This is a genomic window from Metabacillus sp. 22489 (assembly GCF_052044855.1).
Taxonomy (GTDB): Bacteria; Bacillota; Bacilli; order Bacillales; family Bacillaceae; genus Metabacillus; species Metabacillus niabensis.
In genome coordinates this window covers 1-25,455 of record NZ_JBQENT010000032.1, presented here as the reverse complement: position 1 = coordinate 25,455, position 25,455 = coordinate 1, and the positions used below count along the sequence as shown (strand labels likewise).

Here is a 25,455-nt window from a genome sequence, read left to right as displayed (position 1 = left end):
TAAATAGGGGGAATTACTGTGATTGATTGGCGATGGCCGGAAGTTGATGCATTAGAAGAACAACAACGATGGAATGAAGCAAAATCGCTCCTAATTAAGAATTGGCGGGAAAATCCCAATGACCTAAAAGCGAGTATTCGACTAGGTTTCCTTTGCTGGTATATCTTAGTCGAAGAAGGACCACTCGCGATTAAAGATGTCGATTTTGATGAGGTACAAACGGTTTTAAATGAGGTTACCCATTTCGGATTGGCTCATTTTATAACAAATGAGGATTTTCTTTGGTGTTTTGGATATATGATTTCGCTGTTCCCGCATTACTTCGGTGACGACGAATTTTGGGAAGAAAAAGGTATTGTGATGTTAAAGCATGCTTATGAACGATGTCCAGATGAACCAGTTTATAGATATTCGTACCTAGGGTCATTTTCTAAGCCAGACGAAAAACTGGAAGAAGAGTTTTATCAGGTGCAAGCTGTTCTTGAAGAAAGATTTCAAGGAGAAGGTGTTTTATCCGGATATTTTAAAAGTGTGTGGCATAGTTAGAACGCAAAATGATTTTAAAAGTGGTAGCAAATTGAGGAAAAGAAGAACCTTTAGAAAATCAACATCAATTTATTATGAAGACTGAAGGAAAACATATAGATTTGCTTGCCTTCAGTCTGATGTCCTCTGTATAAGGCTAAGAAGCTGAGTATTTCGATTTCTTATTATCGTTTATAAAGGGCATTACTCAAGCGGATTTTTCGCATCTTTAAACGTTTCATAAATCAACCGGGGTTCTTCGTTATCAAATCTCATTAAGCCCATCGTTGAAATGCCATTAATTTGTTTGTTATATCCAAGTCTTGTTTTATAATCCTTTAACACCCAGAACGTATATCCAGCCATATAGGATAGCCGGCTTGGGTCTGTTACTTGATTCCAGTGATTGAGAAACTTTGCTGATTGCCATTCTTCCGTACCTGATTGTGTTGAGTCTCCATGCTTAAGTTCGTCTTCAATATGTGCCCAAGTTCCATTTTCCGTTATTAAAATCGGTTTATTTGGATGGTTTCGATGAACCGCATCTAATGTTGTCCCTAGGTCTTTATCCTCCTGATAAAAGTATCCGAAATATTCATTTAAACCGATGACATCTGCTAAATCATAGGCTGGATCCCAGCTGCTTCCAGATGCCCATGTGACTGGGCGGTTTTGAATATCAATACTTTTGACAGCTGACTTCATATCTGCAAGCCAGTCACGATAAACTTGTTCATCATCCCAAATTTGTGACTCATTTTGTAAGGACCACATAATAACCGAAGGATGATTAATTTGGTTCCATGCCATACTTAATACTAATGACCTAGATAGTCCGTAAGAGCTTGTTTGCAACGCTTCTTGTTTCGTATCAAGCCACATATTATCAACATCATCAAGAACCATTATTCCATTTTTGTCTGAAAAATCATATACATATGGATGACGATTGTAGTGGCTATTTCGAATAAAGTTGGCATTAACATTGAGAACATGATTCAGCTCTGTGTCGTACTCCTCGATCGTCATCGATTTCCCATTTTCAGCTGTTTCCTCATGCCAATTAAGACCTTTTAAAAAGAGCTGATCTCCATTTAACGTTAGCTTGCTGCCTTCAACAGCAATCGTTCTCATTCCATAATTCGTTGAAAGGCTGTCATCAACAGAGTCTTTTCCGTTCTGCTTGCCTTGCCCTTTCCCTTTTCCTTTAAAGAGTGAAGCAGTTACTTTATAAAGGGTAGGAGATTCAGGTGACCAATAGTCTGCATTTGGAATGGTAAAATCGAATGAAACAACCTTCACTTCACCTGGCTTTAAAGTAATTTCTCGTGACTGTTGTTTCCCACCAGTTTGATTACCGGGATTAACGACTAATTGTCGATGTGCTTGTTTATCACCGTGATTATAAACAACAACTTTTGTTGTCAACGTATGATCGCCAGTTGACGTGAGAATTTTGCTAACTGTTACTTGTGAAGTTGCCTCCAAATAGACGCTGCGGGTAATCCCAGCATACCGCCAATAGTCAACAGGCTTGTACGGCAGCTCTGTATCATTTGTTACAGGCTTTGCGTCAGGACTTGTATAAGAATCAAAGTCTGCTCTTCGATTAACACGAACTGCAATCACATTATCTTTTCCAGGCTGTACATATTTACTGACATTTAGTGAAAATGGAGTATTTCCACCTTCATGCTCACCTACAAAATGGCCATTTACGTATACCCATGCGCGATAGTTAACACCGAGAAAATGAAGCTTAACAAATTGATTTTTCCAGTTGGCATCAAGTGAAAAATGGGTCCGGAACCATGCGTCACCATCATAAAAAGCACTGCCAACACCGAAGTTAGAGCCATCATATGTTCCAAAATCAGGGGTATCATATAAATCCCAGCTGCCAGGTACCTTTTCAGACTGCCAATTTGCATCATTGAATTCTTTTGCATACCATTTTTCGTTCATTCCTTGCTTATCAGGATCCATTGAAAATTTCCATTTCCCATCAAGTGATAAATAGCTTCTGCTAGGTTCTTCTTGTGTCCATGTATCAAACGAAGGGACCGGTTCACCATATTGATACAAAACATTTGTCCCATCAATTGAATGAACTTCCGTGTTCATTGGCTCTCGTTCTGCGGAATTCGTCGTTACTGTAGTACTGTTATTAGCAACAGCTCCTCCGGCAAATAGGGTAGAAAATAGAAGAAGAAAAACGATCCCACAATAAATGGATTTTCGAAACATATTGAAACCTCCCGACGGATTGTTATTGAGATTAATAAACTTTTAAGTAGAAGAGATGATCTAAGGATGAATTGCTCAAAAAATGAAACCCGTTTCATAAAAATGAAAAATGACAGAAAGCGCATACAATTTATTCTAAGTAGCCTGCTTTAGCTTCACCTCCTTTAAGAATTAACAAGTACATTATACAAACTTTTCAGACATAACTTTAACTATTGGGTTTGAAATGAAAAGGGTTTCAAAATTTAAATTTTAAAAAAAAGTTACTCGCCAAGAGATACATTTCTGAACCTAATAAAGCTTGTTATTATCATTCCGAAATGATGAGATGAATCAAAATTTACATCAAAATAGAGGGAAAAATCAATGAGGATTTCTCAAATAATACCAAGCAAGCTTTTGCCTGGTCAATATCTTTTTATAAAAATAGGGAAATGGGTTTATGAAGTGGGGACTGTCCCCATTTTATAATTTAAGCCTAATAGACGAATAGGGATTGATGTACTAAACTTAGGTTAGTAATTTATATATTACTAGAAGATTTAATGACAAGGTGGGGATGAATCATGGAACTTAAAAGGAATCAGAAGCTGTTATTTATTGGTGATTCAATAACAGATTGCGAGAGAGCAAAACCTGAAGGGGAAGGATTATTCGGTGCATTAGGAAAGGGCTACGTCTCATTTGTAAACGCATTCTTAACCTCTACATATCCGGAATTAGGAATTCGTGTAGTTAATAAAGGAATTTCCGGAAACACAGTACGTGACTTAAAAGAAAGATGGCAAGAGGATGTTATGAATCAAAAACCAGATTGGCTATCGATCATGATCGGAATAAATGATGTATGGAGACAATACGATTTACCTTTCATGAAGGATAAGCATGTGTACATGAACGAATATGAGGAAACCCTTCGCAATCTTGTCGAAAAAACAAAGCCGCAAGTAGAGGGATTAGTGTTAATGACTCCTTACTATTTGGAGGCCAATCCAGAAGACGAGATGCGGAAGGCGATGGATGAATATGGCGCTGTCGTTCAAAAAATTGCAGAAGAAACAAATTGTTATTTTATTGATACACAAGCAGCTTTTAATAAACTATTAGATAAAATTTACCCAGCAGCATTAGCTTGGGACAGAGTTCACCCAAATGAAGCAGGGCATATTTTACTAGCACGTGCTTTTCTCAATAAGGTTGGCTTTGATTGGAGTAAATAATAAATTATGGGCTTTGAAGTTTCAATTGGATAGAGCAGAGTCGTCAAAATTGGGACTCTGCTTACCCCCGCACTACTTATTATAGACATTAGAGTGCTCGAGTTTCCTACAACTTCACTATAAATTGATAATGATGAATATCCCATAATGGATGATAACCGACGAATGAGATAATTCAAAATACCTAAACAATATAAAAACCAAATTATTGAATGAAAAAATATGATAAAAGTAGTGAAGAATGTAAAATGGTGTGATATAATGTAGAAAATAGGAATGTAGGGATAGTAGTTTAGGCTTAGAAACTGTGCATGGATTAATTGGTTCGACTGCAGATAGAGCTAAGATTCTTGTACATTGAATACATACGTAAAAAAGCGCTAAACCTTTTTTGGCCTAACGCTCCGCTATTAGAATCAATTCCACTGTTATTTTGTTCTTTATACTTTCACTTGTTGAGGTTTTGGCTGTGGTTTTGGTCTTTTACTTCCTTTACTTTCAGTGAATTTAGTGAAAATAAAAAGTCCTAATATGACAGCACAAATACCTAGATGATAACTAGGGTCTGCCTCGAAAAAGGATAATTTATATAATAAAACAGGTATCGAAATAATCATAACTACAGCTGCTGCAATATAGCAAAGGATAAAGAAAAGTGCTTCTAAAATAGTATTTGCCCATACTGGCAATTCCAAGTTAGAGAGAAACTCCTTTGATTTGTTAAAAAAGGTCCAACCATCCATCGGATAATCAATGATCGACTTCCCAAGTATAGCAACACTATTATTTAAGCCATCAAAAAAATTTAATTGATCCTTCATTACAAATTCGCTCTTATCCTCAACGGAATACTCCTTCCAAATTACCTTAAAGCTATCGTCAGTTTGGGTAGTGACTTTATAGTCTGCAAGTGACATTCCGTAAATGATTGATAAAACGACGAGCAATAAAATCATTCTTCTCATAAACTTCATTTAATCTCACCTTCTAAATCTTAGAATATATTTTTTTATAAAAAATGCCATTACAAATTATACCATAAGAAAGCAGTTATTTGTCTTTTTATCTTGATATTTTTGCGAAAATTTGTTGTTTTATGAATATTTTTGTAATGTAGATGATGAAATTTGTATATTATTGGCGTAGCTAATTGAAAGGGGAGAAGGCGAATATCCCATTGAAATGGAAGAAAACGAGGTGTATGTAAGAGTGAATTCCAAAGTGAAAATCATTTTTTAGAAGATATCTAAAAGATAAGTTTACCGTATAAATATTATGTTAACTAAAAAGTACAATCTATTCTCCTTGTACTATTGTTAAGTTTAAACAATCATTTAAAAGAAAAACGTCAAAAAACAAAAGTTTTTAATGTTAGACTTAATCAGTGAAAAAAACAAAAACAGCTTTCGTACTTAGTACAAAAGCTGCTATCTTATCATTTATCGTAATTACATATAATCGTAAACTGAATCTTCAAAATAGAGCCAGTGATAGTATTCAATCTGTGGATCCGTCATTTGCGCAATTTCTTTCTCATTGAATTTTTGTTTATTTAATAAATCTCTCACTTTGGATTCTCTCGCTGATTGGCTCATCTTAAATCCTCCTCATGTAAAACCGTGATAAAGTTATTGTTTTAGGAAACGTTTTCTTCAATTTCTTAATTTTATTATATATCTCAATTTGAGATGAAACAAATATCAGTTTGAGATGAATTGTTGAAAACTCATATAGATACGTTATTTATTAGTGCTTTTACCTACATAAGATGTCAAAAGGGGTTTGTTTCGTTAAGATTTGAAATAGTTATAGACTTGTATATACAAAAACAGTGTCGTTTATTATTCTTCAATCATTCGAAATATGGTAATATCATATATAATTAAGAATATTCTTACATTGCAAACTAAGACAAGAAAATAATAAGCTTCGTTATAATGATAATGTCTATTTTCACCTAAAATGTAAGTAATCTTATAGATATAAAATAATGTTGAAGTTTGAAAGGGGATTCACCATTTTGAACACAAAATTCTTAGATTTACTTGCTCAAAAGTATGATTCTGAAGAAAAAGTTGTCACTGAAATTATTAATCTAGAAGCAATTCTTAATTTACCAAAGGGAACAGAGCATTTTGTAAGTGATTTACACGGAGAATATCAAGCCTTCCAGCATGTGCTACGAAACGGTTCTGGAAAGGTAAGAGAAAAAATTGAGGACATTTATAAAAAAGTTCTTACGGAAAAGGAAATAAAAGAATTTGCAACATTAGTTTATTATCCAGAAGAAAAAATTAAGCTAATAAAAAATGAATTTGATAATGAAGAAGAATTACATCAATGGTACACAGTCATCATTGAGCGAATGATTAAGCTGATTTCTTATGCTTCATCAAAGTATACACGTTCAAAATTGCGGAAAGCATTGCCTTCTCAATTTGTTTATATTATTGAGGAGCTTTTATATAAAACAGATGAATTCACAAATTTTAAAGAGCCTTATTATTCAAAAATTGTTCAACAAATTATTTCACTTGGACAAGCAGATAAGCTCATTATTGGTCTTGCCTATACGACACAGAGATTAGTTGTTGACCATCTTCATGTCGTCGGGGATATTTATGATCGTGGACCTGAGCCTGATAAAATAATGGAAGCTCTCATTAATTATCATTCAGTTGATATTCAATGGGGGAATCATGATGTCTTATGGATTGGTGCTTTTGCTGGTTCAAAGGTTTGTCTTGCTAATATCATTCGCATCTGTGCGAGATACAATAACCTAGACATTATAGAAGATGTGTATGGCATCAATCTAAGACCATTGCTTAATTTGGCAGAGAAATATTATAAAGACAATCCTTCCTTTAGACCAAAGATTCAGCTAGATGAAACAATATCTGATGAAGAAAAATTACAAATAACGAAAATCCATCAAGCAATTGCGATGATTCAATTTAAGCTTGAAAGTCCGATCATTAAGAGACGTCCAAACTTCAATATGTCAGAAAGACTATTGCTTGAAAAAATCGATTACGAGAAAAACGAAATTACGATACAAGGCAAAACATACGAAATCGAAAACCCTTGCTTTGCAACGATTAATCCAGAAAAGCCTGACCAACTGTTACCGGAAGAAGAAGAAGTCATGGACAAGCTGTTATTTTCTGTACAACATTCCGAAAAGCTTGCGAGACATATGAACTTCCTTATGAAGAAAGGCAGTCTTTATTTGAAGTATAACGGAAATTTATTACTGCATGGCTGTATTCCATTAGATGAAGATGGGAATATGGAAAAAATGGTCATTGAGGATAAACCTTATGCAGGTCGTGAATTGCTTGACGTCTTTGAACAGTATTTACGATACTCATTTGCACATCCTGAAAAAACAGATGACCTTGCAACAGATATGGTCTGGTATTTATGGACAGGGGAATATTCCTCACTGTTCGGAAAAAGAGCAATGACTACGTTTGAGAGATATTTTATTAAAGATAAGGCAACACATAAGGAAATAAAAAACCCATACTACTATTTACGTGAAAAAGAGGAAACATGCCGTCAAATCCTTGAAGAATTTGATCTAGATCCTGATCAAGGCCATATTATTAATGGTCATACACCTGTTAAAGAAATCAATGGAGAAAATCCAATTAAAGCAAATGGAAAGCTAATCGTTATTGATGGAGGCTTTTCTAAAGCATATCAATCAACAACTGGTATTGCTGGATACACGCTATTATACAACTCCTTCGGGATGCAGCTTGTCGCACATAAACATTTTAATTCAAAAGAAGATGTTCTCCAAAATGGAACAGATGTCTTATCAGTTAAAAGATTAGTAGACAAGGAACTAGAACGGAAAAAGGTACTTGAAACGAATGTTGGCGAGGAACTATTAAAGGAAATCTCGATTTTGAATAGCTTGATGGAATATCGGTATATGAAGTGAGGCATCTCCTAGGCTGATTGCCTTGAAGAAAGCCTGACTGTTGAAAAGCCGTTTAGTGTTGGGGCACTGAACGGTTTTTTTCGTTTCTACTTGTAGAATTGGAATGCTAATACGTTAGATAAATAATTGCAGGACTAAGTTTTGTTCCTTGCCTAGCAGTAAATAATAATTAGTGCAGTGAAAATTAGTAAGATTGGGAAAAAGGTATTATTAAATTTTGATTTACAGTTCTTTTCAAATATAAAAAGCGAATGGGCATTGCTACTTCAGTATTATTGGAAATACATTTTGTTGACTAGAAAGATAAAGGAAAGGTGAAGAGAAATGAAATACAATATATTAAATACAATACAAAATCAACATTGGGATATGTTAAAACAATTAATGGGTAAAAAATTGAAGACAATAAATGGAGAAGAACCAGGCGAATTTTCCTTTACTATTACTTTAGAAACGTCTGACTTGTATCTAACTTTAAAAAATGAACCTTCACTGAAGGATGATGATGATGGATATCCACAAATAGTCTTGGAAATTGATCAAACTAACATTGACAATAATATAAGTAAAAGAACTGTTGAAAAAGAAATAAAGGATATTGTAATAGTAAGGAATAAAGTGGCATGGAAAAGTTCAAGCGATGAATGGGAAGTTGTAAGTGATATTGGTATAAAGCTGATATTAGAGGAAGAAGAATTTTTGTTTTTAATGATAGATTCACTTGCAGGTTTTATAAAGGTTATTCATTCTAAGGGGAAAATAAGATTAACACAATGTGACATAGTAGAATATTGGGAGTTTAAGACTGAGGTTATTGAAAGTTTTGAACTTGAAGAAATTACAAGCATTTGAAAGAGTATCTTTTTCTCTAATGAGTCCATTTGTTCCCAGTTCTCTCTAACATTATTTAAAACTTCAAGTAAATGTAATAATATAATAATCTAGAAAAATAGTATACAAGAGGTGCCTTTATTGTGTTTATTAGAAAGATAGTTATTTTATCATTTATATTTTTTCTGTTTTTTTCACTTAATGTAAATAAAATTAATGCTAAGGATAATTTCATATTAAGGAAAGTATTAACAGGAATAAGTTGGACTAAAGTAGATGAAGGTACTAGAATAAATCTAGATTATATAGAAATAAAGAAGGTTGGTGATCAAGAAACAACATTTGGTCCCAATACATATTTTATTGATGCAACTGACCTAGAATATAAAAATTTAGATGAAGAGAAAATTGAAAAATATCTTAAAGAATCAAGTAACAACAGTTTTGTTTATAGTGAAGATAGTGTATATGGTAATTATCTAGATATTTTTGCTGATGTACATAATGAAAATTTAACTAAACAAGAGTTAGATAAAATTGTAGATGACGCTGTGAAAGAAGTTGAAAATTATTATAAGCAAAAGGATCAAATTATTTCTGGAGAGGTAACAATGCCACAAAAAGAGCAGAAAATGGAGAGCGAAGGACAAAATCCTATCTATTTATGGATACTTTCAGCTATACTTGCACTCTTTGGGATTAATATTTTAATGAAAATATTAAACAGAAAAAAGAAATAATAGTTAAACAGTTTCATTAGGAAATACGCTTACTATAAAACAGTAAGCGTATTTCCTTTTTTATAAAATTATCATGGAGTTTGACTTAACTATTATAAGATGGCTTCCTACAAAAATTTTAAATGAAATATTTACAGTTTTTCAATCCATCCATTCAAGAACGTAAAAATCCCCCTTGAATTTCATTTAAAAACATATTAGCAGCAGAGGAAAAAACCTGATGCTTCTTCCATACAAGATTTAAGCCAGATTCAAGTTTTGGATCTAGAGGTCTAAAGCAAAGGTTTCGATCACTTGACGTATTTACGATTTTATCTAGCACAATGGCATAACCAATGCCTTCTTCAACCATAATGCCAGCATTATATGCAAGATTATAGGTAGAGACGACGTTTAATTTATCAAAATCCTCACCAAACCAATCGGCAAATTCATTTTTAGAAAATGTCTGTTTCATAACTTGACGTGAACAAATAAGGGGAACATTTAATAAATCTGTTGCTTGAATCGTATTTTTGCGAGCAAGTGGACTGTCTTTCCTCATCACAACGCCCCAAACATCTTTTGCGGGGATATTGATATAATTGTATTTTGATATATCAGCTGGTTGAATTAATATCCCAAAGTCAAGCAACCCCTTGTCAAGTCGCTCCGTTACATCGTCTTCATTTCCGCTGTAAAGGTGATATCGGATATTTGGATAGTTTAACTGTAGCTTTTTTACTACTCGTGCGATCTGTTTCATGGCGTCTGTTTCCCCACCACCAATGTAAACATCACCACTTATTGTCTCTTCCATGGAATGAAATTCTGTTTCCAGTTTATCAACCATTTCAATGATTTCTTCAGCTCTTTTTCTCAGGTGCATTCCTTCTTCTGTGAGAACAATGCTATGACTTCTTCGTATAAAAAGTTTTTTCCCTAACTCTTGTTCAAGATCTTTTAGTTGCCTTGACAAGGTAGGCTGTGTGACATGCAAAAAATCTGCCGCTCCAGTAATGCTTCCTTCTCTTGCAACAGTAAGGAAATATCGTAAAACTCTTAATTCCATCGCTCACACCTCCTTGATTATGTTTTAGTATATATGTTTCAGAAATGCCTTTCAAGCATATCTAGATATAAGATATAAGTATTTGGAATGTAGGAAATGCACAGCTAGAATAATGAACATAAGGTGAAAGCAACAGGGGGTAGGAAGGATTAAATATGATTACTATTCAACATAAAGTTGTTGTCATGATGGGGGCCTCAAGTGGAATTGGTGTGGCGACAACGAAAAAACTGGCCGAAGAAGGTGCAAAATTAGTTATTGCGGCTCACGCGAAATGGTTGGATTAGATAGGAAACAATGAATCACCTACAAACACAACTATTATGAGTTAAGATTGCCTAATCACTTTTAGAGGCAATTTTTTAATTCTTTGTATTTATATAAAAGGATTTATTTGGAGGTAGATGTATTGGCAAAACAAAGCAAGTTACTTATATTTATTTTAACAATCGGTGTTTTCGGAATTATTAATACTGAAATGGGGGTTATTGGTATACTGCCTTCCCTCGCTGACCATTTTGAGGTCAGTGTTTCAAAGGCAGGATTGCTCGTCAGTCTTTTTGCCCTTGTTGTAGCAGTATCTGGTCCAACTATGCCTCTATTGTTTTCAAGGATAAATCGGAAGAAGGTGATGTTACTCGTACTTGGTACTTTCGTTCTAGCAAACATTATATCGATCTATACAACTAATTTTACCGTTGCATTAATAGCTCGTGTAATACCAGCCCTTTTTCATCCAATATATTGTTCTTTGGCTTTTTCAGTAGCTGCTGACTCAGTTAGTAAAGAAGAAGCACCAAAAGCTGTTTCAAAAGTGTTTATAGGCGTATCAGCTGGGATGGTTATTGGTGTCCCGATTGCAAGCTTTATAGCCAGTACAACGTCCTTACAAATGGCAATGGTATTCTTTGCTGTTGTAAATGCGATAGCATTCGTTGCGACATTACTCATTGTTCCGTCAATGCCTGTTAAGGAAAGACTATCATATGGTGTACAATTATCCGTATTAAAAAAAATCATTACATGGCAGTCCATTATAGCGGTTATTTTCCTTAACTCGGCAATATTCGGTGTTTATAGTTATTTTGCAGAGTATCTGAAAACTGTTACGACGATGTCTGCAAATGCAATTACAATTATGTTAATTGTATTCGGGGGAGCTAATATGATTGGAAACATTGTGGCAGGGAGGTTGCTTACGAAGAATGCAGTAAAGACAGTAGTCACTTTTCCTATTATTTTGGGAGCAATTTATGTCCTATTTTTCCTATTTGGTCCGTTTTCTGCACCGATGCTTTTCATTACTTTCATATGGGGAATCTTAGCTGGGGTAGGAGCAAATATCAATCAATATTGGATTATGTCTTCAGCTCCAAAAGCACCAGATTTTGCTAATGGATTATTTTTATCATCCTGCAATATAGGAACAACTATTGGTACAGCAATTGGCGGATTATTTATATCAGGAATAGGTACACAATATGTCGTATTTGTAGGATTTCTCTCATTGATCGTAAGTTTCATAACGATTTCACTAAGAAATTATATGTATAGTCCTTCAAAACAGCTTTCTATATAAGGATAAAACATACCAAAAATGGAGGGGTTACATTGTCATCAGATAATAAACAAATTGCACTTGTAACAGGCGGGAATCGAGGACTTGGGAATGAGCTTGCGAAACAATTGGCTTTGAAAGGTTTTAAGGTAATTTTGGCAAGCCGTAATCTAGAAATGGGGAAAAAAGCTGCGGAAAAACTAAAGGAATTAAATCTGGATGTTTCGTCTGTCGAGATGGATGTTACTAATCAAGAAAGCATCCATCAAGCCGCGGCAACAATAAATGTGCATTTTGGAAGATTGGACGTATTGATTAATAATGCAGGTGTTTATTTAGATAAGAAAGAAAAGCTTTTGGCTATGGACCCTATCATTCTTGAGAACACAATGGCAACTAATTTCTTTGGAGTTTACGATGTCATCCGTTCCTTTATTCCCCTAATGGAAAAACAAGGCTATGGGAGAATTATCAATATATCCTCAGAATATGGAGCGAATAGTGAATTGTCCTACCCTGGAGTAGGTGCCTATAAGCTATCTAAATTTGCTCTAAATGGATTAACACGATTAGTTGCTGCTGAAGTCAATGGTGATATTAAAATAAATGCAGTTGATCCAGGATGGGTAAGGACTGATATGGGAGGGCCATCTGCTCCAAAAACTCCAAGGGAAGCTGCTGAGTCCATCATATGGTTAGCGACAATTGGACGCGAAGGACCTTCAGGAGCGTTCTTTCGCGATGGTAAACAAATACCATGGTGAGGATAAGTGATAAATATTGTGTTCCTTCATATTCTTTTATAAGGTGTTAGTGCATATAAATTTTATGTATGTTGAAGAATTCGAAAAAGTCAAAAAATAGATTGACAGCATGAATGATAATCGATATATTATTTTATAAATTAATGACTAAAGGCAATGATTGGAAATAGTAGAAGGTAAATAAACTTGTCAGAGAGCCGATGGTTGGTGAGAATCGGTAGTTGTTTCCTTTGAACTCATCCAAGAGCTAATCCCTGAATCTAACTAAGTAGGGGATATCGGTTTTCTACCGTTATAAGGATAGGTAGTGATAGCTGCCGAAAAAGAGTGGGTTAATCATGTGTTGATTAATCAATTAGAGTGGTACCGCGAGCAAAGCCTCGTCTCTAAATTAGTAGAGACGAGGCTTTTTTATATTTTATTTAACAAAGGAGTGGTTTAACAATGACAAGGAAAATTTGGGTGTTTGATACGACATTACGAGATGGTGAGCAAGTTCCAGGGGCAAAGCTTAATATGTATGAAAAATTAGAAGTAGCAAAGCAACTAAAGAAGCTACAAGTTGATGTTATCGAAGCGGGCTTTCCTTCGTCTTCAATTGGTGATTTTAATGCTGTAAAGGAGATTGCTTTGAAAGTAGGGAATACAGACGATGTTATGATTACGGCATTAGCGAGAGCAGTTAAATCTGATATTGAAGCAGTTTATAATAGTGTAAAATATGCTAAAAACCCATTAATCCATATTGTCCTAGGTACGTCGGACATCCATGTAGAGAAAAAATTCGGAAAAACGAAAAGCCAAATATTAGATATAGGTGTTGAGGCTGTTAAATTTGCTAAAACATTACTGCCAAATGTCCAATATTCAACAGAAGATGCATCACGGTCTGATTTTGAATATTTATGGTCAACAATTGAAGCTGTCGTTCATGCAGGTGCAACGATCATTAATGTGCCTGATACGGTAGGCTATGCGGAGCCAGAAGAGTTTGGTGAACTAATCCGAAAAATAAATGAGCGCTTGAAAAATTTAAATGAACATGTACTTTTAAGCGTCCATTGTCATAATGATTTAGGTATGGCAACTGCAAATACGTTAGCTGCCATTAAAAATGGGGCCGACAAAGTTGAATGTACAATTAATGGAATCGGTGAACGTGCAGGTAATGCCGCATTAGAAGAGGTTGTGATGGCAATAAATACACGTCCATCGATTTATGGGGCATATACAAATATTAATACAAAGGAAATTATGAATACGTCGAGGCTCGTTAGCAATTTTATGGGGCTTGATGTACAAGTGAATAAAGCAATCACAGGAGAAAATGCATTTGCTCATTCATCAGGAATTCATCAGGATGGCTTACTAAAATCAAGAAGTGCTTATGAAATTATCAACCCAACTGAAGTAGGTCTTGATGATATGGAACTTGTACTAACCGCTCGTTCAGGTCGTCATGCGGTGAAAAATGCACTCGAAAAATTAGGGTTCAACCAGTTCACCTCAGATCAGTTTGAAGGAATATTTGATAACTTCCTTGAATTAGCAGATGTAAAAAAAGAAATATATAATCATGATTTATATGTCATCGTTGAGAGTTATTATACAAAGAATAATATCCAAAATGAAGATATACCTTATTATAGTGATAACTTTTATGAACTTGTTGATTTACAAGTGATTAGTAATCCAATCTTTCCATCGGCGAGTGTGAAATTGAAAAAAGCAGACCAAATAGTAAAAAATAGTGCAGTAGGTTCCGGCCCAATTGATGCTTTGTATACGGCAATAACAGAGATAAGCGGGTTAGATATTAAATTGATCGAATACAATATCAGCAGCATATCAAGAGGGAAAGAGGCATTAGGAAAAGTGAAGATTCAAGTTGAATTTAAAGGAGAAAAATATATAGCAAAAGCAACAGACACGGATATTATGAAAGCTAGCGCATTGGCATATATCAATGCAATAAATAGTATTGTGGTGAACGAATTACTGCCAAGTAGGTAACTTAATACGAAAGACTTATCATAATTTGAATAAATGTTTTTACAAGTAGCCGCTTTTTTAGGGCTATTTTTTTATTTTTGTCATCATTTTAAAAAAAGAACCTGAATCATAGCTCTTTTAACACAAATAAACAATTTAATATTGTTTACTGGTAAACATTAATTGTAATAACATGTTATGAAAAGTTATTTCCTTTAAAAATGAATAATAGTCTTTTATAAAGATTCGATTCAAACCTATATTTGACATATTAGTATTAAATTGTGTAATATATTGTTTACTAGTAAACAATATATTACGTTTTTGAAAGGGAAGGGATTTACATGCCTCAGTTAACAAAACAGATGATTTACGAAAGTTATTTGCAATTAATACATCTTAATGAACAAAAAGCTGATTCAGTCTCCCAAACATTTCTTCATTATCTTGACGAGCAGGAACGAAATCAATTAGAACTATTACCTAGTAATATGAGCAGTCTCCATGTAATCGAGTGTATCGGCCATAATGAACCTATAAATAATATAGGGATTGCTTCGAAAATGAATTTATCAAAGGCTAATATCACTAAAATTACGCGGAAATTAACGAAAGATGAGCTAATCAATAGGTTTCAATTGGCAGATAATAAAAAAGAAATTTATTTTAAACTTACAGCTAAGGGGAAGAGAGTTTTTGCGCTCCATGAAAAGATACATAACAAAAAGAAAGAACAATTTTATGATTTGATAGGTACCTTTTCTAATGACAAACAAATAATTATATTAGAATTTCTTGAAAAAATGATTCATCAGCTAATAAAAGAATAACTGAAAAACTATTTTCCAAACGATATATTTATAAGGTAGGAGATTCAGATGGAATATACAAAATATAAAAATTCAAAATCAGTATTTGTTTTGTATATAGTTTGTATTAGTGCTTTTTTTGCCTCATTGAATCAAAACATTTACTCGCCTATTATTCCTTTAATAAAAGATTCATTTCATGTGACAACAACGATGGTGAATTTAACGGTTTCATTATTTATCTTTATCACTGCGATTATGCAAATCATTTTTGGGACAATCCTTGATATAAAAGGAAGTCGCATTATTCTTATCCCTAGTCTTATCCTTACAGTTATCGCTAGTGTTGGATGTGCCGTTACTACTAACTTCACTTTATTTTTTGTTTTTCGTTTATTACAAGCATTTGGGACAGCAGCTATTCCATTAATTGCTTCTGCGACGATTACAGACTTATTTGAAGGAAATACACGAGGAAGTGCCATGGGAACATATCAAACTCTCTTATCAATTGCTCCTGCAGTAGCACCAATAGTAGGAGGGATAATAGGTGATAAATATAATTATAATGGTATCTTCTGGGTATTAGTCAGTATCTCTGTGCTCTTACTAGTTATCAATACTTTATTTTTTCCTACCGATCAAAAGATACAAGAGAAAAAGAAGAGTAACGCCATTAAGTTCTATCATTTCATTGTTAAAGATGGAATGGGAAGTTTAGTACTGTCTTTAAGCTTTTTAAACTTTTTAGTATACTTCTCAATCTTGGTTTATCTCCCAATATTACTTACTGACCATTATCATTTACATATAAAAATTGTTGGTTGGCTTTACTTGCCTATCACTATAAGTCTTGTAGCAGGGAGTTTATTATTTAAGTTCGTTCAATGGAGAATTTCGCTTATAACATTATTTACCTTGACTAATATTATCATTACTGTAGGGATTATCGGGTTTGGAATTACACATACATACTCTTTATTACTTATGTCTCTAAGTTTATTAATCTACGGAATTGGGATCGGAATTTTATCACCTACCTATGCAACAATAATAACGAATAAATTTGAACAATATAGGGCAAGTGCTATGGGAGTGTTTAACTTTGTAAGATATACAGGTATGGCTGCTGGGCCTATCTTAATAAGCTTATTATTAGAATCCATAAGTAGTGAGTTAGTGTTTACTCTATTCGGTATTTTATTTGGGATCATAAGTTCTTTTTCATACTTTTTTGTCTATAAAACAAAAATTGATAAGCGCATGACATTATGAAATAAAGTACTTACTGTTGCTAAAATAGGGTGATAGCTATCTCGTATCAAGCGTATATCATCTTAAATAGGAGTTTAAGTTAGTATTCAATAATAGAAATTGTCTATCATATCAATAAAAAATACTGGTCAAAGGGATTTGCTTCTGGGGCAGCAAAAGGTTGTATGGGTTATAGCTTTTCCTTCGATTCGAGTAGCTGAGAAAATTGGTTTTACTAAAGAAAAAGAATCATTTATTTTTGCCAAAAACCATTTTATTTTTTCGGGGTACAAAAAAAGAAGTGTTTGTGACATTTTTTATTCATCATTTTCGAACGTATTTTACAACTCACCGAACCCATTATTATGAGTAAAGATAAACCTTGTCCTTTGTAGGGGAAAGTTTATTTCTTAATTATTTTTTCTATATAAATTCCTCGTTTTATAATCTATAGTGAATTTATTAATTCTTAGTGTTTTACTGTGAATTTTTATGAGACTTTCTAATAGTAAACAATTAAGTAATCAATCATAGTTATGGAGTGTGTTCAATGGTAGATTTGAGTAAAAAACCAAAGATTATAGGTGAGAAGGTTATCCTTAGACCATTTCATTCTGACGATCTTCCTTACATTGAAGAGTGTTTAAAAGATCCAGTTGTTTTAAAACTCACCGGTAGTACTTCTAATTTCGATAGAGAATCAGTTATCCATTGGTACAATACAAGAAATGAGCAACAAGATCGTTTGGACCTTGCAATTGTTGACAAATCCTTAAATTTATTCGTCGGTGAGGCAGTAGTAAATTTATATAATGAAGAAAAACATAGTATGAACTTTCGGATACTTATTGGGCCAAGGGGGAGAAATCGTGGGTTAGGAACCGAGGCTACTCAACTCATAATTGATTATGTATTTCATAATACGAATTTGAATCATCTTACTTTAAGTGTTTTTGATTTTAATCCTAGAGCAAAGAAAGTATATGAAAAGGTTGGATTTGTTTTAGAGAGCGTAGATAAAAATGACTTAGAATTTGAAGGAGAATGGATCGATTCTTTAAATATGATATTAACTAGAGAAAATTGGTTAAGTAGGAAAGGAAATGTTTAAATGAAATCAATCCTAAAAAGAAGTGCAATATAATTTTGTTATGTTAACTAGATAGGGAAGAATAGAAAAAAGAGGAACTGGAAGGAAAATAGTAAACTTTGAAGAAATTAAATAAATGATCTCTAAGGGAGGGATTCAATATGTTTATCGTGAATGTTGAAGGTGCGATAAGGAAAGATGATAAATGGCTAATCATTAGAAGAAGTAAAAAAGAGGAACATGCTGGTGGTTCACTTTCCCTTGTCGGAGGTAAGGTAGAAATAGAAGGAAACTCTTCAAATATATTAGAACGGACAATAAAACGTGAAATTCAAGAAGAAGTTGAAGTGAAGGTTAAAGACAAGCTACATTATGTACATAGCACATCCTTTGTCTCTGATACTGCTGAAAATGTAGTAGATATTGTCTTTCTATGTGAATATGAATCAGGTGAGGCATTTCCGAAAAGTCCTGATGAAGTAGAAGAGATTTTATGGCTAACTACGAACGAAATAATAGACCATCCAAATTCACCATTTTATTTAAAGGAAAGTATAAAACATGCAGAGGCTCTGGGGGATAAAGAGTAGTGAAATTATATGGTGAATATACTAAGGATGACTAGTTGACTGCATAGAGGTTTATTCTCAAGGTAAAAAGGACAAAGCTAGAAAATACTATATACCGTTTAATGGTAATGAAATTATATTTAAATCATGATTAAAACGTTTAAATAAATAGGAAGTGAAATATATTTATGACGTTAATTGAAGAATGTATAGAAGCTTTGGGAAGTAATATTGTAATTTTAAGTGATAAACAGACTCATGGTTATTTTGAAGAGTTAAGTGGAAAATTCCCTATTACTTCTTGGGCCAGAATTGATTGGGATAAATATGTAATAAAAAGATTATTAATGAGATTGATGATTTAAATAATTGGTTTAATGAGAATAAAATATCATCTTTAGACGTTCTTTGGAATAATGCAGGTATTCCGGGTGTGAAAACTAATTTACAAAATGCTCTTCAAGTATTAGATGATGTTTTAGCGGTTGCTCCGGACACTTTTATGTATAATATTGAAGAAGGTTACGTAATAGAATTTTATCATGATGGGAAAATTACTGTAGGATTAAATAATTTTTAATTATAACTATTAATGAAATACCCTTGTAACTAAATGGTGTATTTCTTTTTTATGAAATCATTTTTTATAAAAATAGAAATATTACCTATACAATATTATATTGTTCTATTATCAAAACTGAGCATATAGTACTCTCTACAATGCATACGGGAGATGTGAAAGTGGCAATTTATAGATTGCTTGATTTGATGTGGGTTAATCAGGAATTGAGCAGACTTTAAATGTAGTTTCTGTACTTTTTCAATTAAAACATTTTTAATTCTTTCTCTACTTACTATTAATCAATTTGAAGGAAGAAGAAGGAATACAGAAAAAGAATTACCTGTAGAATATGTTACGATTGAAATTAAAACAGCCTCATTGGTAGGCATTATCATGTGGTGGATCAGAAAAGGGCTTCATTATAGTTCAGATTATATTTCTGATCAAATTTATTTTATGTACAGAGGGCAATGATTCTTATTTTTAAATGTAAAGGTAGAAGATTGCAGATTGCTTTAAGTCATTGCCTAATACAAAACCTAGTACTTTTGTATTTTCTTTGTTAGATAAAGAAATTTTGGATTGCAAAGTATGAAGGTCATCATTTCTTTTACCGACGACTTATAATCTTAAAGAAAAACTTTTTAAGGAGTGTATCAGTGATTTATTATTCAAAAAAGAAGAAAATTAGAGGATGGAAACGTCATAAAAGGAAAATAGAAGTATGGAAGCAAAATGTCATGAATTTGGATATGGAACAGATAAGGGAGTACAAAAGAGATTATGCGAAGCTTTGGATCCATCCGTTTTATTCGTGGAATAGAATAAATCCTCCAACCTGGTATAATCGACTTCTTTTAGAAGCGATGATTGATGTGTACTTAAATTGGTATGAACAAATGCTAAGTGAAAATAAAAAATTCTATTTAAAAATATGGCTTTATGAAACTAATTTTATCAGTTCCCAAATCGTTGTTGCTTATAAGGACTGCCTTCATTTTTACGATAAAACGTTTGAAAAGCATGAGCAAGAAAAGAAATTTCCGATTGAAAAATATGCTGCATTAAAGGACAAGTTAGAATTATTTAACTGGGAACCTCATATAGAAGCTGATATATATGAGTTAGGGGATTTAAAAGAGGATATCCAATATGGGATTCGGACAGAAGAGGAAGTAACGGATATTATCAATCAATCGTACAAAACTGAAAAACTTGATATACCTAATTACGGAGAAGAAACTTTGTATAAAATGAATGTTGGTGATGTCTGGGTAGGTACTTTAAAGACAAACAATCTTCCCTAATATATTTGCTTTTTCAATATGTGGAATACCTTGAACTGATTATTAATTGGATAGAGGCATAAGCGTCCTTACTAGTAAAGGATACGTTTATTTGTCTATCTAAAATCATTCAAGGGATACATGGAGTGGACAATGAAATTCCCATTGCCAAGCAGATACCTTTGTATATCTGCTTTTAATTATGGGCAAAAATACATCTCTATTGACATCAACATGGCATCCCTACATTGGGGGAATTTTATATGGGAAAAAAATATGAAAAGGAAGAAATGCTAACAGGTGGGAATGTCTCAAACGTATATCGTTCGGGACACACTGTCCGACGGGAATTAAAGCCAGGCAGTACAAACATTCATAAGCTATTAAAGCATTTGGAGAAGAAAGGATTCGGTTTTGCACCAAAATTTTTAGGGATTGATGAAAAGGGAAGAGAGATTTTATCATTTATTGAAGGTGAAGCAGGTAATTACCCTTTAAAAAATTACATGTGGTCTAATGATGTCTTAATGGAAATCGCGAAAATGCTTCGTCTTTACCATGATGCTGTTAGTGACTTTCCGGTAACAAATGATTGGAAACCGATCGATCAGACGCCAAACAAAACCGAGGTTATATGCCACAATGATTTTGCCATCTACAACATAATTTTTCGAAACAAAAAACCAGTAGGCATTATTGATTTTGATGTTGCAGCGCCTGGTCCTAGACTTTGGGACATCGCCTATACTCTTTACACATGCGTTCCACTTAGCAGAGTTTATCATTCTGAAACTGGTGAAGCGGTACACTATCAGTCAATGCTCCATGCTGATCATCTAAAGCAAAGAGTTAAATTGTTTTTTGAATCATACGGTATGGGAATGGAAGAGGATTATTTGGAAATGGTTATTCTTCGATTAGAAGGTTTGTGTAAATATATGAAAAGAAAAGCCGACGAAGGCGATCTTGCTTTTCAAAAAATGGTAGATGAAGGACATTTTGAACATTATCAAAAGGATATAGCATTTATTCGTGAGCATGGAAAAGAGTGGATTTAAGGATGGATCGTTAATTTAGGAAGATGGTAAGCGGATTTGGGATAACACCTTTTGTGTAAAAATGATAATTCTTAAAGGAAAGTATTCATAGTTATAAAAAGAAATAATCCTGAGACCGAGGTGACCAGATGACAGTAGTAAAAAAGCTAATAGAGAAACGTAGATTTTGGGGGTATGGTGCTGCTATATCGGTATTGCCGTATCTATTAATTAAAATCGCCTGGACTTTTGGGCTTTTCCTGCCGAGCGAACAAATGGGAGATCCGAGTTGGCGTACTGCAAATGCAGTTACAATGGTTTTAGCCGCAGTTGGTATCCTGTTAGCATTGGCGTTTTGCATGAAATGGGGTGAACGAGTACCCGCCTGGTTGATTGTGTTACCTGTCTGGGTTGGCACGGGTTTGCTTATTCCAATGCTATTGCTGGCACCTATCCTTGGTCCTGCTGCTATGATGCGTGATCAACAGGTAGGAGCGGCAAATGTTTGGATATATGAACAATTTTTTGTCATGATTTCACTTGTTGGGGTCGGAATCTGCTTACCTTTCGCCTTAATTGGATACGTAAAAAGACGGTGGCCAGAGACATTTGAAAATCGAATCGACATTGATTTAATCTCAGGGAACAGCCAGAAACTGACAATTACTTTGGCGAGGCTTGTCTCAGCTGGATGTATATTGCTTGGAAGCATAAAGCTATTCTGGGGAGTTGGTGGAACGATTGGCATCAATCCAGATATGTTGGATAACCGTGATTTATGGTGGCATCTTTTATCGTTAAACACCAGTGTATGGGCCTTCGCAGGCGCATGGGGTTTGTTTATCCTAACCACTACTCGTCGTGGGTTAAAGAAGTTCTTCCCTCCCATGGGAGCCGCATGGATCTCGTCAGGAATGCTGTTCTCTTATAATCTCTTTAATCGTTTATCAAGCACTCGTCCTGATGCACAACCAGCTATTGAGCATCCGCTTGCAAATGTACTAACATCAGAGTTAAGTAGTATTTTGGGAGTGACGATGGGAATCATTATTATGATGGTTTTGCATGATCGAAGGAGAGGTATGTCTAATGGGGTTAATGTTATCAAAAATGATCTCAATTTAAGGACTTTTTATAAAGAAATTTGAAATGGAAAAATTCATTTAAAAAAGTATCCTTGTTAAACCAATGATAGCAATACTTTGATAGAGAAGTATTGCTTTTTCTTGTAAGCTAATATTGATAATATGAACATCTCTATTGTAAAAGTATTTAGCGGAGAGACTCTAACTATTTGATATAGATATAAAGTTACCTATTTTCTAATTAGAAAGATACAAAGCCGGAAATATGATGTTAAGGATATAAATAATCTAATGAATGGCCAGAATACTTTCAATATCTTCTCAGCCTACCAATATCTAGTTCATTTGAAAATGGTCTTTATTAAATCCACCAATAGCAACAAGTAAACCTACTTCATTAAACACACCAAATAAGCCATCTCAAATTGATTATTTGTCAGAAAGAGAATAGGAGAAGGAATAGGAAGCCTTTTAATTAAAAGAATAGTTAACGAGGCAAATAAATATTATAAAATTTTGGTACTACATACAAATACCGAACAAGCTGATAAGTTTTATTTTTGTATTTGATTTACAAAGAATAAACTATCCAAATTCAAGTTATTATATGAAATTAAAAGGATAAAGAGCAATATACTACTGATTGTAATAGTTGGAGAACGAGGATTGCTGTGGCAATTCTTTATTCTTGAGTTAGCGGTAGAAATAAGAAAGGATGAAAGATTAACAGTATTGTGCATTTCTTTATTACTCCATATTTAGTATATTTTATGTGTAAATAAAATATAAAGAGGTTTTAATCATGAAGCTATTTCGAAAATTCAAAGTTTCAATATTTACAGCATTTAGTTTCACTTTAGTTTTTTTTATATTAGGTCTTTTTAACGGACTTCACAATCTTGGTTTAGGTACTCTCGCAATTTTGATAACCGCATTTCTATTTAGCCTAATAGGTTGCTTTTTTTATGGTATTCCAGTTTCGTTACTCTCAGATTACATATCAGTAAAATTTATGAAATCACGTCTTATTTTATCCTCGATTATTCACACTGGCTTTGGTCTAGTTCCTTTAGCTTTTAAAAATATGGAATTTGGTATCCCAGTATTGTTATGTTCGATTATTTTTTTGATAATAGATGAAATACTTAGAAGCTTATAAGGATGATTCTAAATTTTACGTATCTTTCTAGAAAAATATTATTAGGAGGGTATTTTTGTTTAATACATATATTTTTTTTCGGTAGCAAAATACTGACTCACAAATAATCTACCAGGTGATATATTAGAAAAAGTAATGAAACAAATTAACGATGTTGTTGAAATTAATTTTTCTAATGTCACTAATTATTTCAGATTATGAGGCTAAAAGGGCGGGTAAAGGTTAATGTGGGTAGGTGCAGGTAGAGCATTGGTTTTTCTTACTAATGGAGAGACAGTAATGAGAGTAACTGAATCGAAAAAAGTGGTTACTAATATTAAGAGATATGGAAGGTATTGTAGAAGAGTTCTAAAAAAACCTTAAAACAGTTGAGCATGTTAGGAAGTTACAGGGAATCCAAAAAGCTGGTAAAAAATTTCTAACAGCTAAACTATATTGATCGTTTAATGTGTTTAAGAGGAGAAGATAGGGGATTTAATTGTGTTAGTTTTTTTACTTCATATTTTGATAAGTTTCACGGTGTTAGGAATAGCATTCTTTCCGATTCATACAGTAAACTTTAAGAGTAGTAGACTAAATAATATGGTTGGGATATATGGCATAGGAAGCATTGTAATAGTAGGTCTAGGTATGTACATTGGAGGTGGGGAGTCCCTACAAGCATATATCTATATAACAGTTATTGTACAATTGGTGATTCTAGGTCTATTCTTACTAATCTACCTTCTTATTAAGAAAGTAGGATTTTTACAAATTTTAAATATCTGTTCAATTTGCTTAGTCACAATCAGTTTATTATTTTATATTTTCTATATTTGTATGACTTTTATTTATTATTAACACCCATATACTATCAACTAAGCAAGTTGAAAGAATACACTCCAGGTGCAAGAGTTAAAGAACCAGCCGCCATAGGAAGTTTTTTGATTTATTGGAAGGGCTAGGTTTGCAAGTTAATCTAAATTGAGTAAGTGTGATTGTGAAACATTGTGCTAAACTAACTAGTAGCGATCCTTCAATAAAGAAGCATCGCTTTTTGTTATTAAACCAAATTCAAAGGATAGTTTAATAAATATTAACAACAGGACTTGGCATTTAAAGTGAAATATATGTATAAATTTTCCATAAAAGAGGGTTTGATAATTTTGTATTTCCAGATCTATTAACTGTACTAAATAGGAATTATATGTTTACTTGTAATTCCATCATTTTTATCATTTCAATGAATTTGGTTTGCACAGGTTCTTTTCTACATGCCCAAGCTGGATTACTTGATGGCAAAACGGTGACTACACATTGGTTTATCTATGAGAGGTTTGAGAATGAGTTTCCAAAATTATCGCTTTTTCTTTGCAAAAAAATAGAGTCCCAAAACCAAAAAATAAGAGCTGATGAGAAACTAAATTGATAATATCGTTCCATTTTTAGCAAATCTATTGAGGATACGTTAAATAACCCTGTAAATATGATAAATATTGCTACAAATGAACAAAGAATATAAAAGACAAGATAAACTAAATTAAATTTTTTAGGCTTTCTATTCAGAAAAATTTGTACAGGTATAGCAAAAATTGAGTAAGTAATTACACAATATAAAGGAATTGTATTTTGCAAGAAAAAAGTGCATAGTTGCGCAAGAAATTTTGCAGAGTTTTGCCACCCAATCGTTTTAATTTATCTTGCACGTGATAAAGCGTTTGATAATCTATAACTTCCGCCAT

The 25,455-nt window shown here is 33.3% G+C and carries 24 protein-coding genes, 2 pseudogenes and 1 other annotated feature; of the genes and pseudogenes, 21 read left to right on the top strand and 5 right to left on the bottom strand.

Going from position 1 to position 25,455, the window contains the following annotated elements; genetic code table 11:
* The first annotated feature begins 18 nt into the window (after positions 1-18).
* A complete protein-coding gene (locus ACTJJ9_RS17370; RefSeq protein WP_145582120.1) occupies positions 19-546 on the top strand; it encodes a hypothetical protein in 528 nt (175 codons plus the stop codon).
* Between the two features lie 183 nt (positions 547-729).
* Here ACTJJ9_RS17370 and ACTJJ9_RS17365 read toward each other — a convergent pair whose 3' ends face one another.
* Positions 730-2,772, bottom strand: coding sequence for a glycoside hydrolase family 2 TIM barrel-domain containing protein (locus ACTJJ9_RS17365; protein WP_145582121.1), 2,043 nt, complete (start codon positions 2,770-2,772; stop codon positions 730-732).
* A gap of 566 nt (positions 2,773-3,338) precedes the next feature.
* Between ACTJJ9_RS17365 and ACTJJ9_RS17360 the strand changes: the two genes are divergently transcribed.
* Positions 3,339-3,992 (top strand): SGNH/GDSL hydrolase family protein, encoded by a 654-nt coding sequence (locus ACTJJ9_RS17360; protein ID WP_145582122.1) that lies wholly within the window; start codon positions 3,339-3,341, stop codon positions 3,990-3,992.
* A 440-nt stretch (positions 3,993-4,432) separates the two neighbouring features.
* Here ACTJJ9_RS17360 and ACTJJ9_RS17355 read toward each other — a convergent pair whose 3' ends face one another.
* Together ACTJJ9_RS17355 and ACTJJ9_RS17350 are read right to left on the bottom strand one after the other, a co-directional pair.
* Positions 4,433-4,966, bottom strand: coding sequence for a hypothetical protein (locus tag ACTJJ9_RS17355; protein ID WP_145582123.1), 534 nt, complete (start codon positions 4,964-4,966; stop codon positions 4,433-4,435).
* A 474-nt stretch (positions 4,967-5,440) separates the two neighbouring features.
* Positions 5,441-5,587 carry a BH0509 family protein gene (locus ACTJJ9_RS17350; protein ID WP_141231512.1) on the bottom strand — a complete coding sequence of 49 codons (147 nt, stop codon included), beginning with the start codon at positions 5,585-5,587 and terminating at the stop codon, positions 5,441-5,443.
* 425 nt (positions 5,588-6,012) lie between these two features.
* Between ACTJJ9_RS17350 and fbp the strand changes: the two genes are divergently transcribed.
* The 3 genes from fbp (at position 6,013) to ACTJJ9_RS17335 (ending at position 9,518) form a co-directional block, all read left to right on the top strand.
* Entirely contained in the window at positions 6,013-7,947 is a 1,935-nt protein-coding gene (fbp, locus tag ACTJJ9_RS17345) for a fructose-1,6-bisphosphatase (protein ID WP_145582124.1), read from the top strand.
* 324 nt (positions 7,948-8,271) lie between these two features.
* Positions 8,272-8,799: a hypothetical protein gene (locus ACTJJ9_RS17340; RefSeq protein WP_145582125.1), complete on the top strand. Its 528-nt coding sequence runs from the start codon at positions 8,272-8,274 to the stop codon at positions 8,797-8,799.
* A gap of 122 nt (positions 8,800-8,921) precedes the next feature.
* Positions 8,922-9,518 (top strand): hypothetical protein, encoded by a 597-nt coding sequence (locus ACTJJ9_RS17335; RefSeq protein WP_145582126.1) that lies wholly within the window; start codon positions 8,922-8,924, stop codon positions 9,516-9,518.
* Positions 9,519-9,672: 154 nt separating this feature from the next.
* Here ACTJJ9_RS17335 and ACTJJ9_RS17330 read toward each other — a convergent pair whose 3' ends face one another.
* Entirely contained in the window at positions 9,673-10,569 is an 897-nt protein-coding gene (locus ACTJJ9_RS17330) for a LysR family transcriptional regulator (protein WP_145582127.1), read from the bottom strand.
* A gap of 155 nt (positions 10,570-10,724) precedes the next feature.
* Between ACTJJ9_RS17330 and ACTJJ9_RS17325 the strand changes: the two genes are divergently transcribed.
* From ACTJJ9_RS17325 to ACTJJ9_RS17250, 16 genes and pseudogenes are all read left to right on the top strand, one after another.
* Entirely contained in the window at positions 10,725-10,856 is a 132-nt protein-coding gene (locus ACTJJ9_RS17325) for an SDR family NAD(P)-dependent oxidoreductase (protein ID WP_145582128.1), read from the top strand.
* 122 nt (positions 10,857-10,978) lie between these two features.
* Positions 10,979-12,148, top strand: a complete 1,170-nt coding sequence (locus tag ACTJJ9_RS17320) for an MFS transporter (RefSeq protein WP_145582129.1) — start codon at positions 10,979-10,981, stop codon at positions 12,146-12,148.
* Positions 12,149-12,180: 32 nt separating this feature from the next.
* Positions 12,181-12,891: an SDR family NAD(P)-dependent oxidoreductase gene (locus ACTJJ9_RS17315; RefSeq protein WP_145582130.1), complete on the top strand. Its 711-nt coding sequence runs from the start codon at positions 12,181-12,183 to the stop codon at positions 12,889-12,891.
* Between the two features lie 147 nt (positions 12,892-13,038).
* Positions 13,039-13,282: a binding site (T-box leader), on the top strand.
* Between the two features lie 53 nt (positions 13,283-13,335).
* A complete protein-coding gene (locus tag ACTJJ9_RS17310; protein ID WP_440768778.1) occupies positions 13,336-14,904 on the top strand; it encodes a 2-isopropylmalate synthase in 1,569 nt (522 codons plus the stop codon).
* Between the two features lie 323 nt (positions 14,905-15,227).
* A complete protein-coding gene (locus ACTJJ9_RS17305) occupies positions 15,228-15,713 on the top strand; it encodes a MarR family transcriptional regulator (protein WP_095300186.1) in 486 nt (161 codons plus the stop codon).
* A 48-nt stretch (positions 15,714-15,761) separates the two neighbouring features.
* Positions 15,762-16,967, top strand: coding sequence for an MFS transporter (locus ACTJJ9_RS17300; RefSeq protein ID WP_145582132.1), 1,206 nt, complete (start codon positions 15,762-15,764; stop codon positions 16,965-16,967).
* 92 nt (positions 16,968-17,059) lie between these two features.
* Positions 17,060-17,315 (top strand): annotated as a pseudogene (locus ACTJJ9_RS17295) (GNAT family N-acetyltransferase); the annotation flags it as partial.
* A gap of 181 nt (positions 17,316-17,496) precedes the next feature.
* Complete coding sequence (locus ACTJJ9_RS17290) at positions 17,497-18,057, top strand: GNAT family N-acetyltransferase (RefSeq protein WP_095300184.1); 561 nt, start codon at positions 17,497-17,499, stop codon at positions 18,055-18,057.
* Between the two features lie 140 nt (positions 18,058-18,197).
* Positions 18,198-18,626 (top strand): NUDIX domain-containing protein, encoded by a 429-nt coding sequence (locus tag ACTJJ9_RS17285; RefSeq protein ID WP_145582133.1) that lies wholly within the window; start codon positions 18,198-18,200, stop codon positions 18,624-18,626.
* A 167-nt stretch (positions 18,627-18,793) separates the two neighbouring features.
* Entirely contained in the window at positions 18,794-18,970 is a 177-nt protein-coding gene (locus tag ACTJJ9_RS17280) for a CDI toxin immunity protein (RefSeq protein ID WP_255451893.1), read from the top strand.
* On the top strand, positions 18,931-19,185 hold the full coding sequence (locus tag ACTJJ9_RS17275; protein WP_440768783.1) for a CDI toxin immunity protein: 255 nt from the start codon (positions 18,931-18,933) through the stop codon (positions 19,183-19,185). The genes ACTJJ9_RS17280 and ACTJJ9_RS17275 overlap by 40 nt, the downstream gene beginning before the upstream one ends.
* A 237-nt stretch (positions 19,186-19,422) precedes the next feature.
* Positions 19,423-19,641: pseudogene (locus ACTJJ9_RS17270) on the top strand (TetR/AcrR family transcriptional regulator); the annotation flags it as partial.
* Between the two features lie 185 nt (positions 19,642-19,826).
* Entirely contained in the window at positions 19,827-20,474 is a 648-nt protein-coding gene (locus ACTJJ9_RS17265) for a hypothetical protein (RefSeq protein WP_255451894.1), read from the top strand.
* A 242-nt stretch (positions 20,475-20,716) separates the two neighbouring features.
* Positions 20,717-21,511 (top strand): phosphotransferase, encoded by a 795-nt coding sequence (locus ACTJJ9_RS17260; RefSeq protein WP_145582134.1) that lies wholly within the window; start codon positions 20,717-20,719, stop codon positions 21,509-21,511.
* Between the two features lie 128 nt (positions 21,512-21,639).
* Positions 21,640-22,638, top strand: coding sequence for a hypothetical protein (locus tag ACTJJ9_RS17255; RefSeq protein ID WP_145582135.1), 999 nt, complete (start codon positions 21,640-21,642; stop codon positions 22,636-22,638).
* Positions 22,639-23,377: 739 nt separating this feature from the next.
* The gene (locus tag ACTJJ9_RS17250; RefSeq protein WP_145582136.1) at positions 23,378-23,734 is read left to right on the top strand and encodes a hypothetical protein; all 357 of its coding nucleotides are present in this window, start codon (positions 23,378-23,380) and stop codon (positions 23,732-23,734) included.
* A 1,305-nt stretch (positions 23,735-25,039) separates the two neighbouring features.
* On the opposite strand, the gene ACTJJ9_RS17245 is transcribed toward ACTJJ9_RS17250, so the two are convergent.
* Entirely contained in the window at positions 25,040-25,348 is a 309-nt protein-coding gene (locus ACTJJ9_RS17245; protein ID WP_440768777.1) for a UPF0715 family protein, read from the bottom strand.
* Between the last annotated feature and the right edge of the window lie 107 nt (positions 25,349-25,455).

Excerpts from the sequence above, each read along its gene's own strand:
- ACTJJ9_RS17365 (WP_145582121.1), bottom strand. The coding sequence starts at position 2,772 with ATGTTTCGAAAATCCATTTATTGTGGGATCGTTTTTCTTCTTCTATTT.
- ACTJJ9_RS17360 (WP_145582122.1), top strand. The coding sequence starts at position 3,339 with ATGGAACTTAAAAGGAATCAGAAGCTGTTATTTATTGGTGATTCAATA.
- ACTJJ9_RS17355 (WP_145582123.1), bottom strand. The coding sequence starts at position 4,966 with ATGAAGTTTATGAGAAGAATGATTTTATTGCTCGTCGTTTTATCAATC.
- ACTJJ9_RS17350 (WP_141231512.1), bottom strand. The coding sequence starts at position 5,587 with ATGAGCCAATCAGCGAGAGAATCCAAAGTGAGAGATTTATTAAATAAA.
- ACTJJ9_RS17340 (WP_145582125.1), top strand. The coding sequence starts at position 8,272 with ATGAAATACAATATATTAAATACAATACAAAATCAACATTGGGATATG.
- ACTJJ9_RS17330 (WP_145582127.1), bottom strand. The coding sequence starts at position 10,569 with ATGGAATTAAGAGTTTTACGATATTTCCTTACTGTTGCAAGAGAAGGA.
- ACTJJ9_RS17325 (WP_145582128.1), top strand. The coding sequence starts at position 10,725 with ATGATTACTATTCAACATAAAGTTGTTGTCATGATGGGGGCCTCAAGT.
- ACTJJ9_RS17310 (WP_440768778.1), top strand. The coding sequence starts at position 13,336 with ATGACAAGGAAAATTTGGGTGTTTGATACGACATTACGAGATGGTGAG.
- ACTJJ9_RS17305 (WP_095300186.1), top strand. The coding sequence starts at position 15,228 with ATGCCTCAGTTAACAAAACAGATGATTTACGAAAGTTATTTGCAATTA.
- ACTJJ9_RS17300 (WP_145582132.1), top strand. The coding sequence starts at position 15,762 with ATGGAATATACAAAATATAAAAATTCAAAATCAGTATTTGTTTTGTAT.
- ACTJJ9_RS17290 (WP_095300184.1), top strand. The coding sequence starts at position 17,497 with ATGGTAGATTTGAGTAAAAAACCAAAGATTATAGGTGAGAAGGTTATC.
- ACTJJ9_RS17285 (WP_145582133.1), top strand. The coding sequence starts at position 18,198 with ATGTTTATCGTGAATGTTGAAGGTGCGATAAGGAAAGATGATAAATGG.
- ACTJJ9_RS17280 (WP_255451893.1), top strand. The coding sequence starts at position 18,794 with ATGACGTTAATTGAAGAATGTATAGAAGCTTTGGGAAGTAATATTGTA.
- ACTJJ9_RS17260 (WP_145582134.1), top strand. The coding sequence starts at position 20,717 with ATGGGAAAAAAATATGAAAAGGAAGAAATGCTAACAGGTGGGAATGTC.
- ACTJJ9_RS17255 (WP_145582135.1), top strand. The coding sequence starts at position 21,640 with ATGACAGTAGTAAAAAAGCTAATAGAGAAACGTAGATTTTGGGGGTAT.
- ACTJJ9_RS17250 (WP_145582136.1), top strand. The coding sequence starts at position 23,378 with ATGAAGCTATTTCGAAAATTCAAAGTTTCAATATTTACAGCATTTAGT.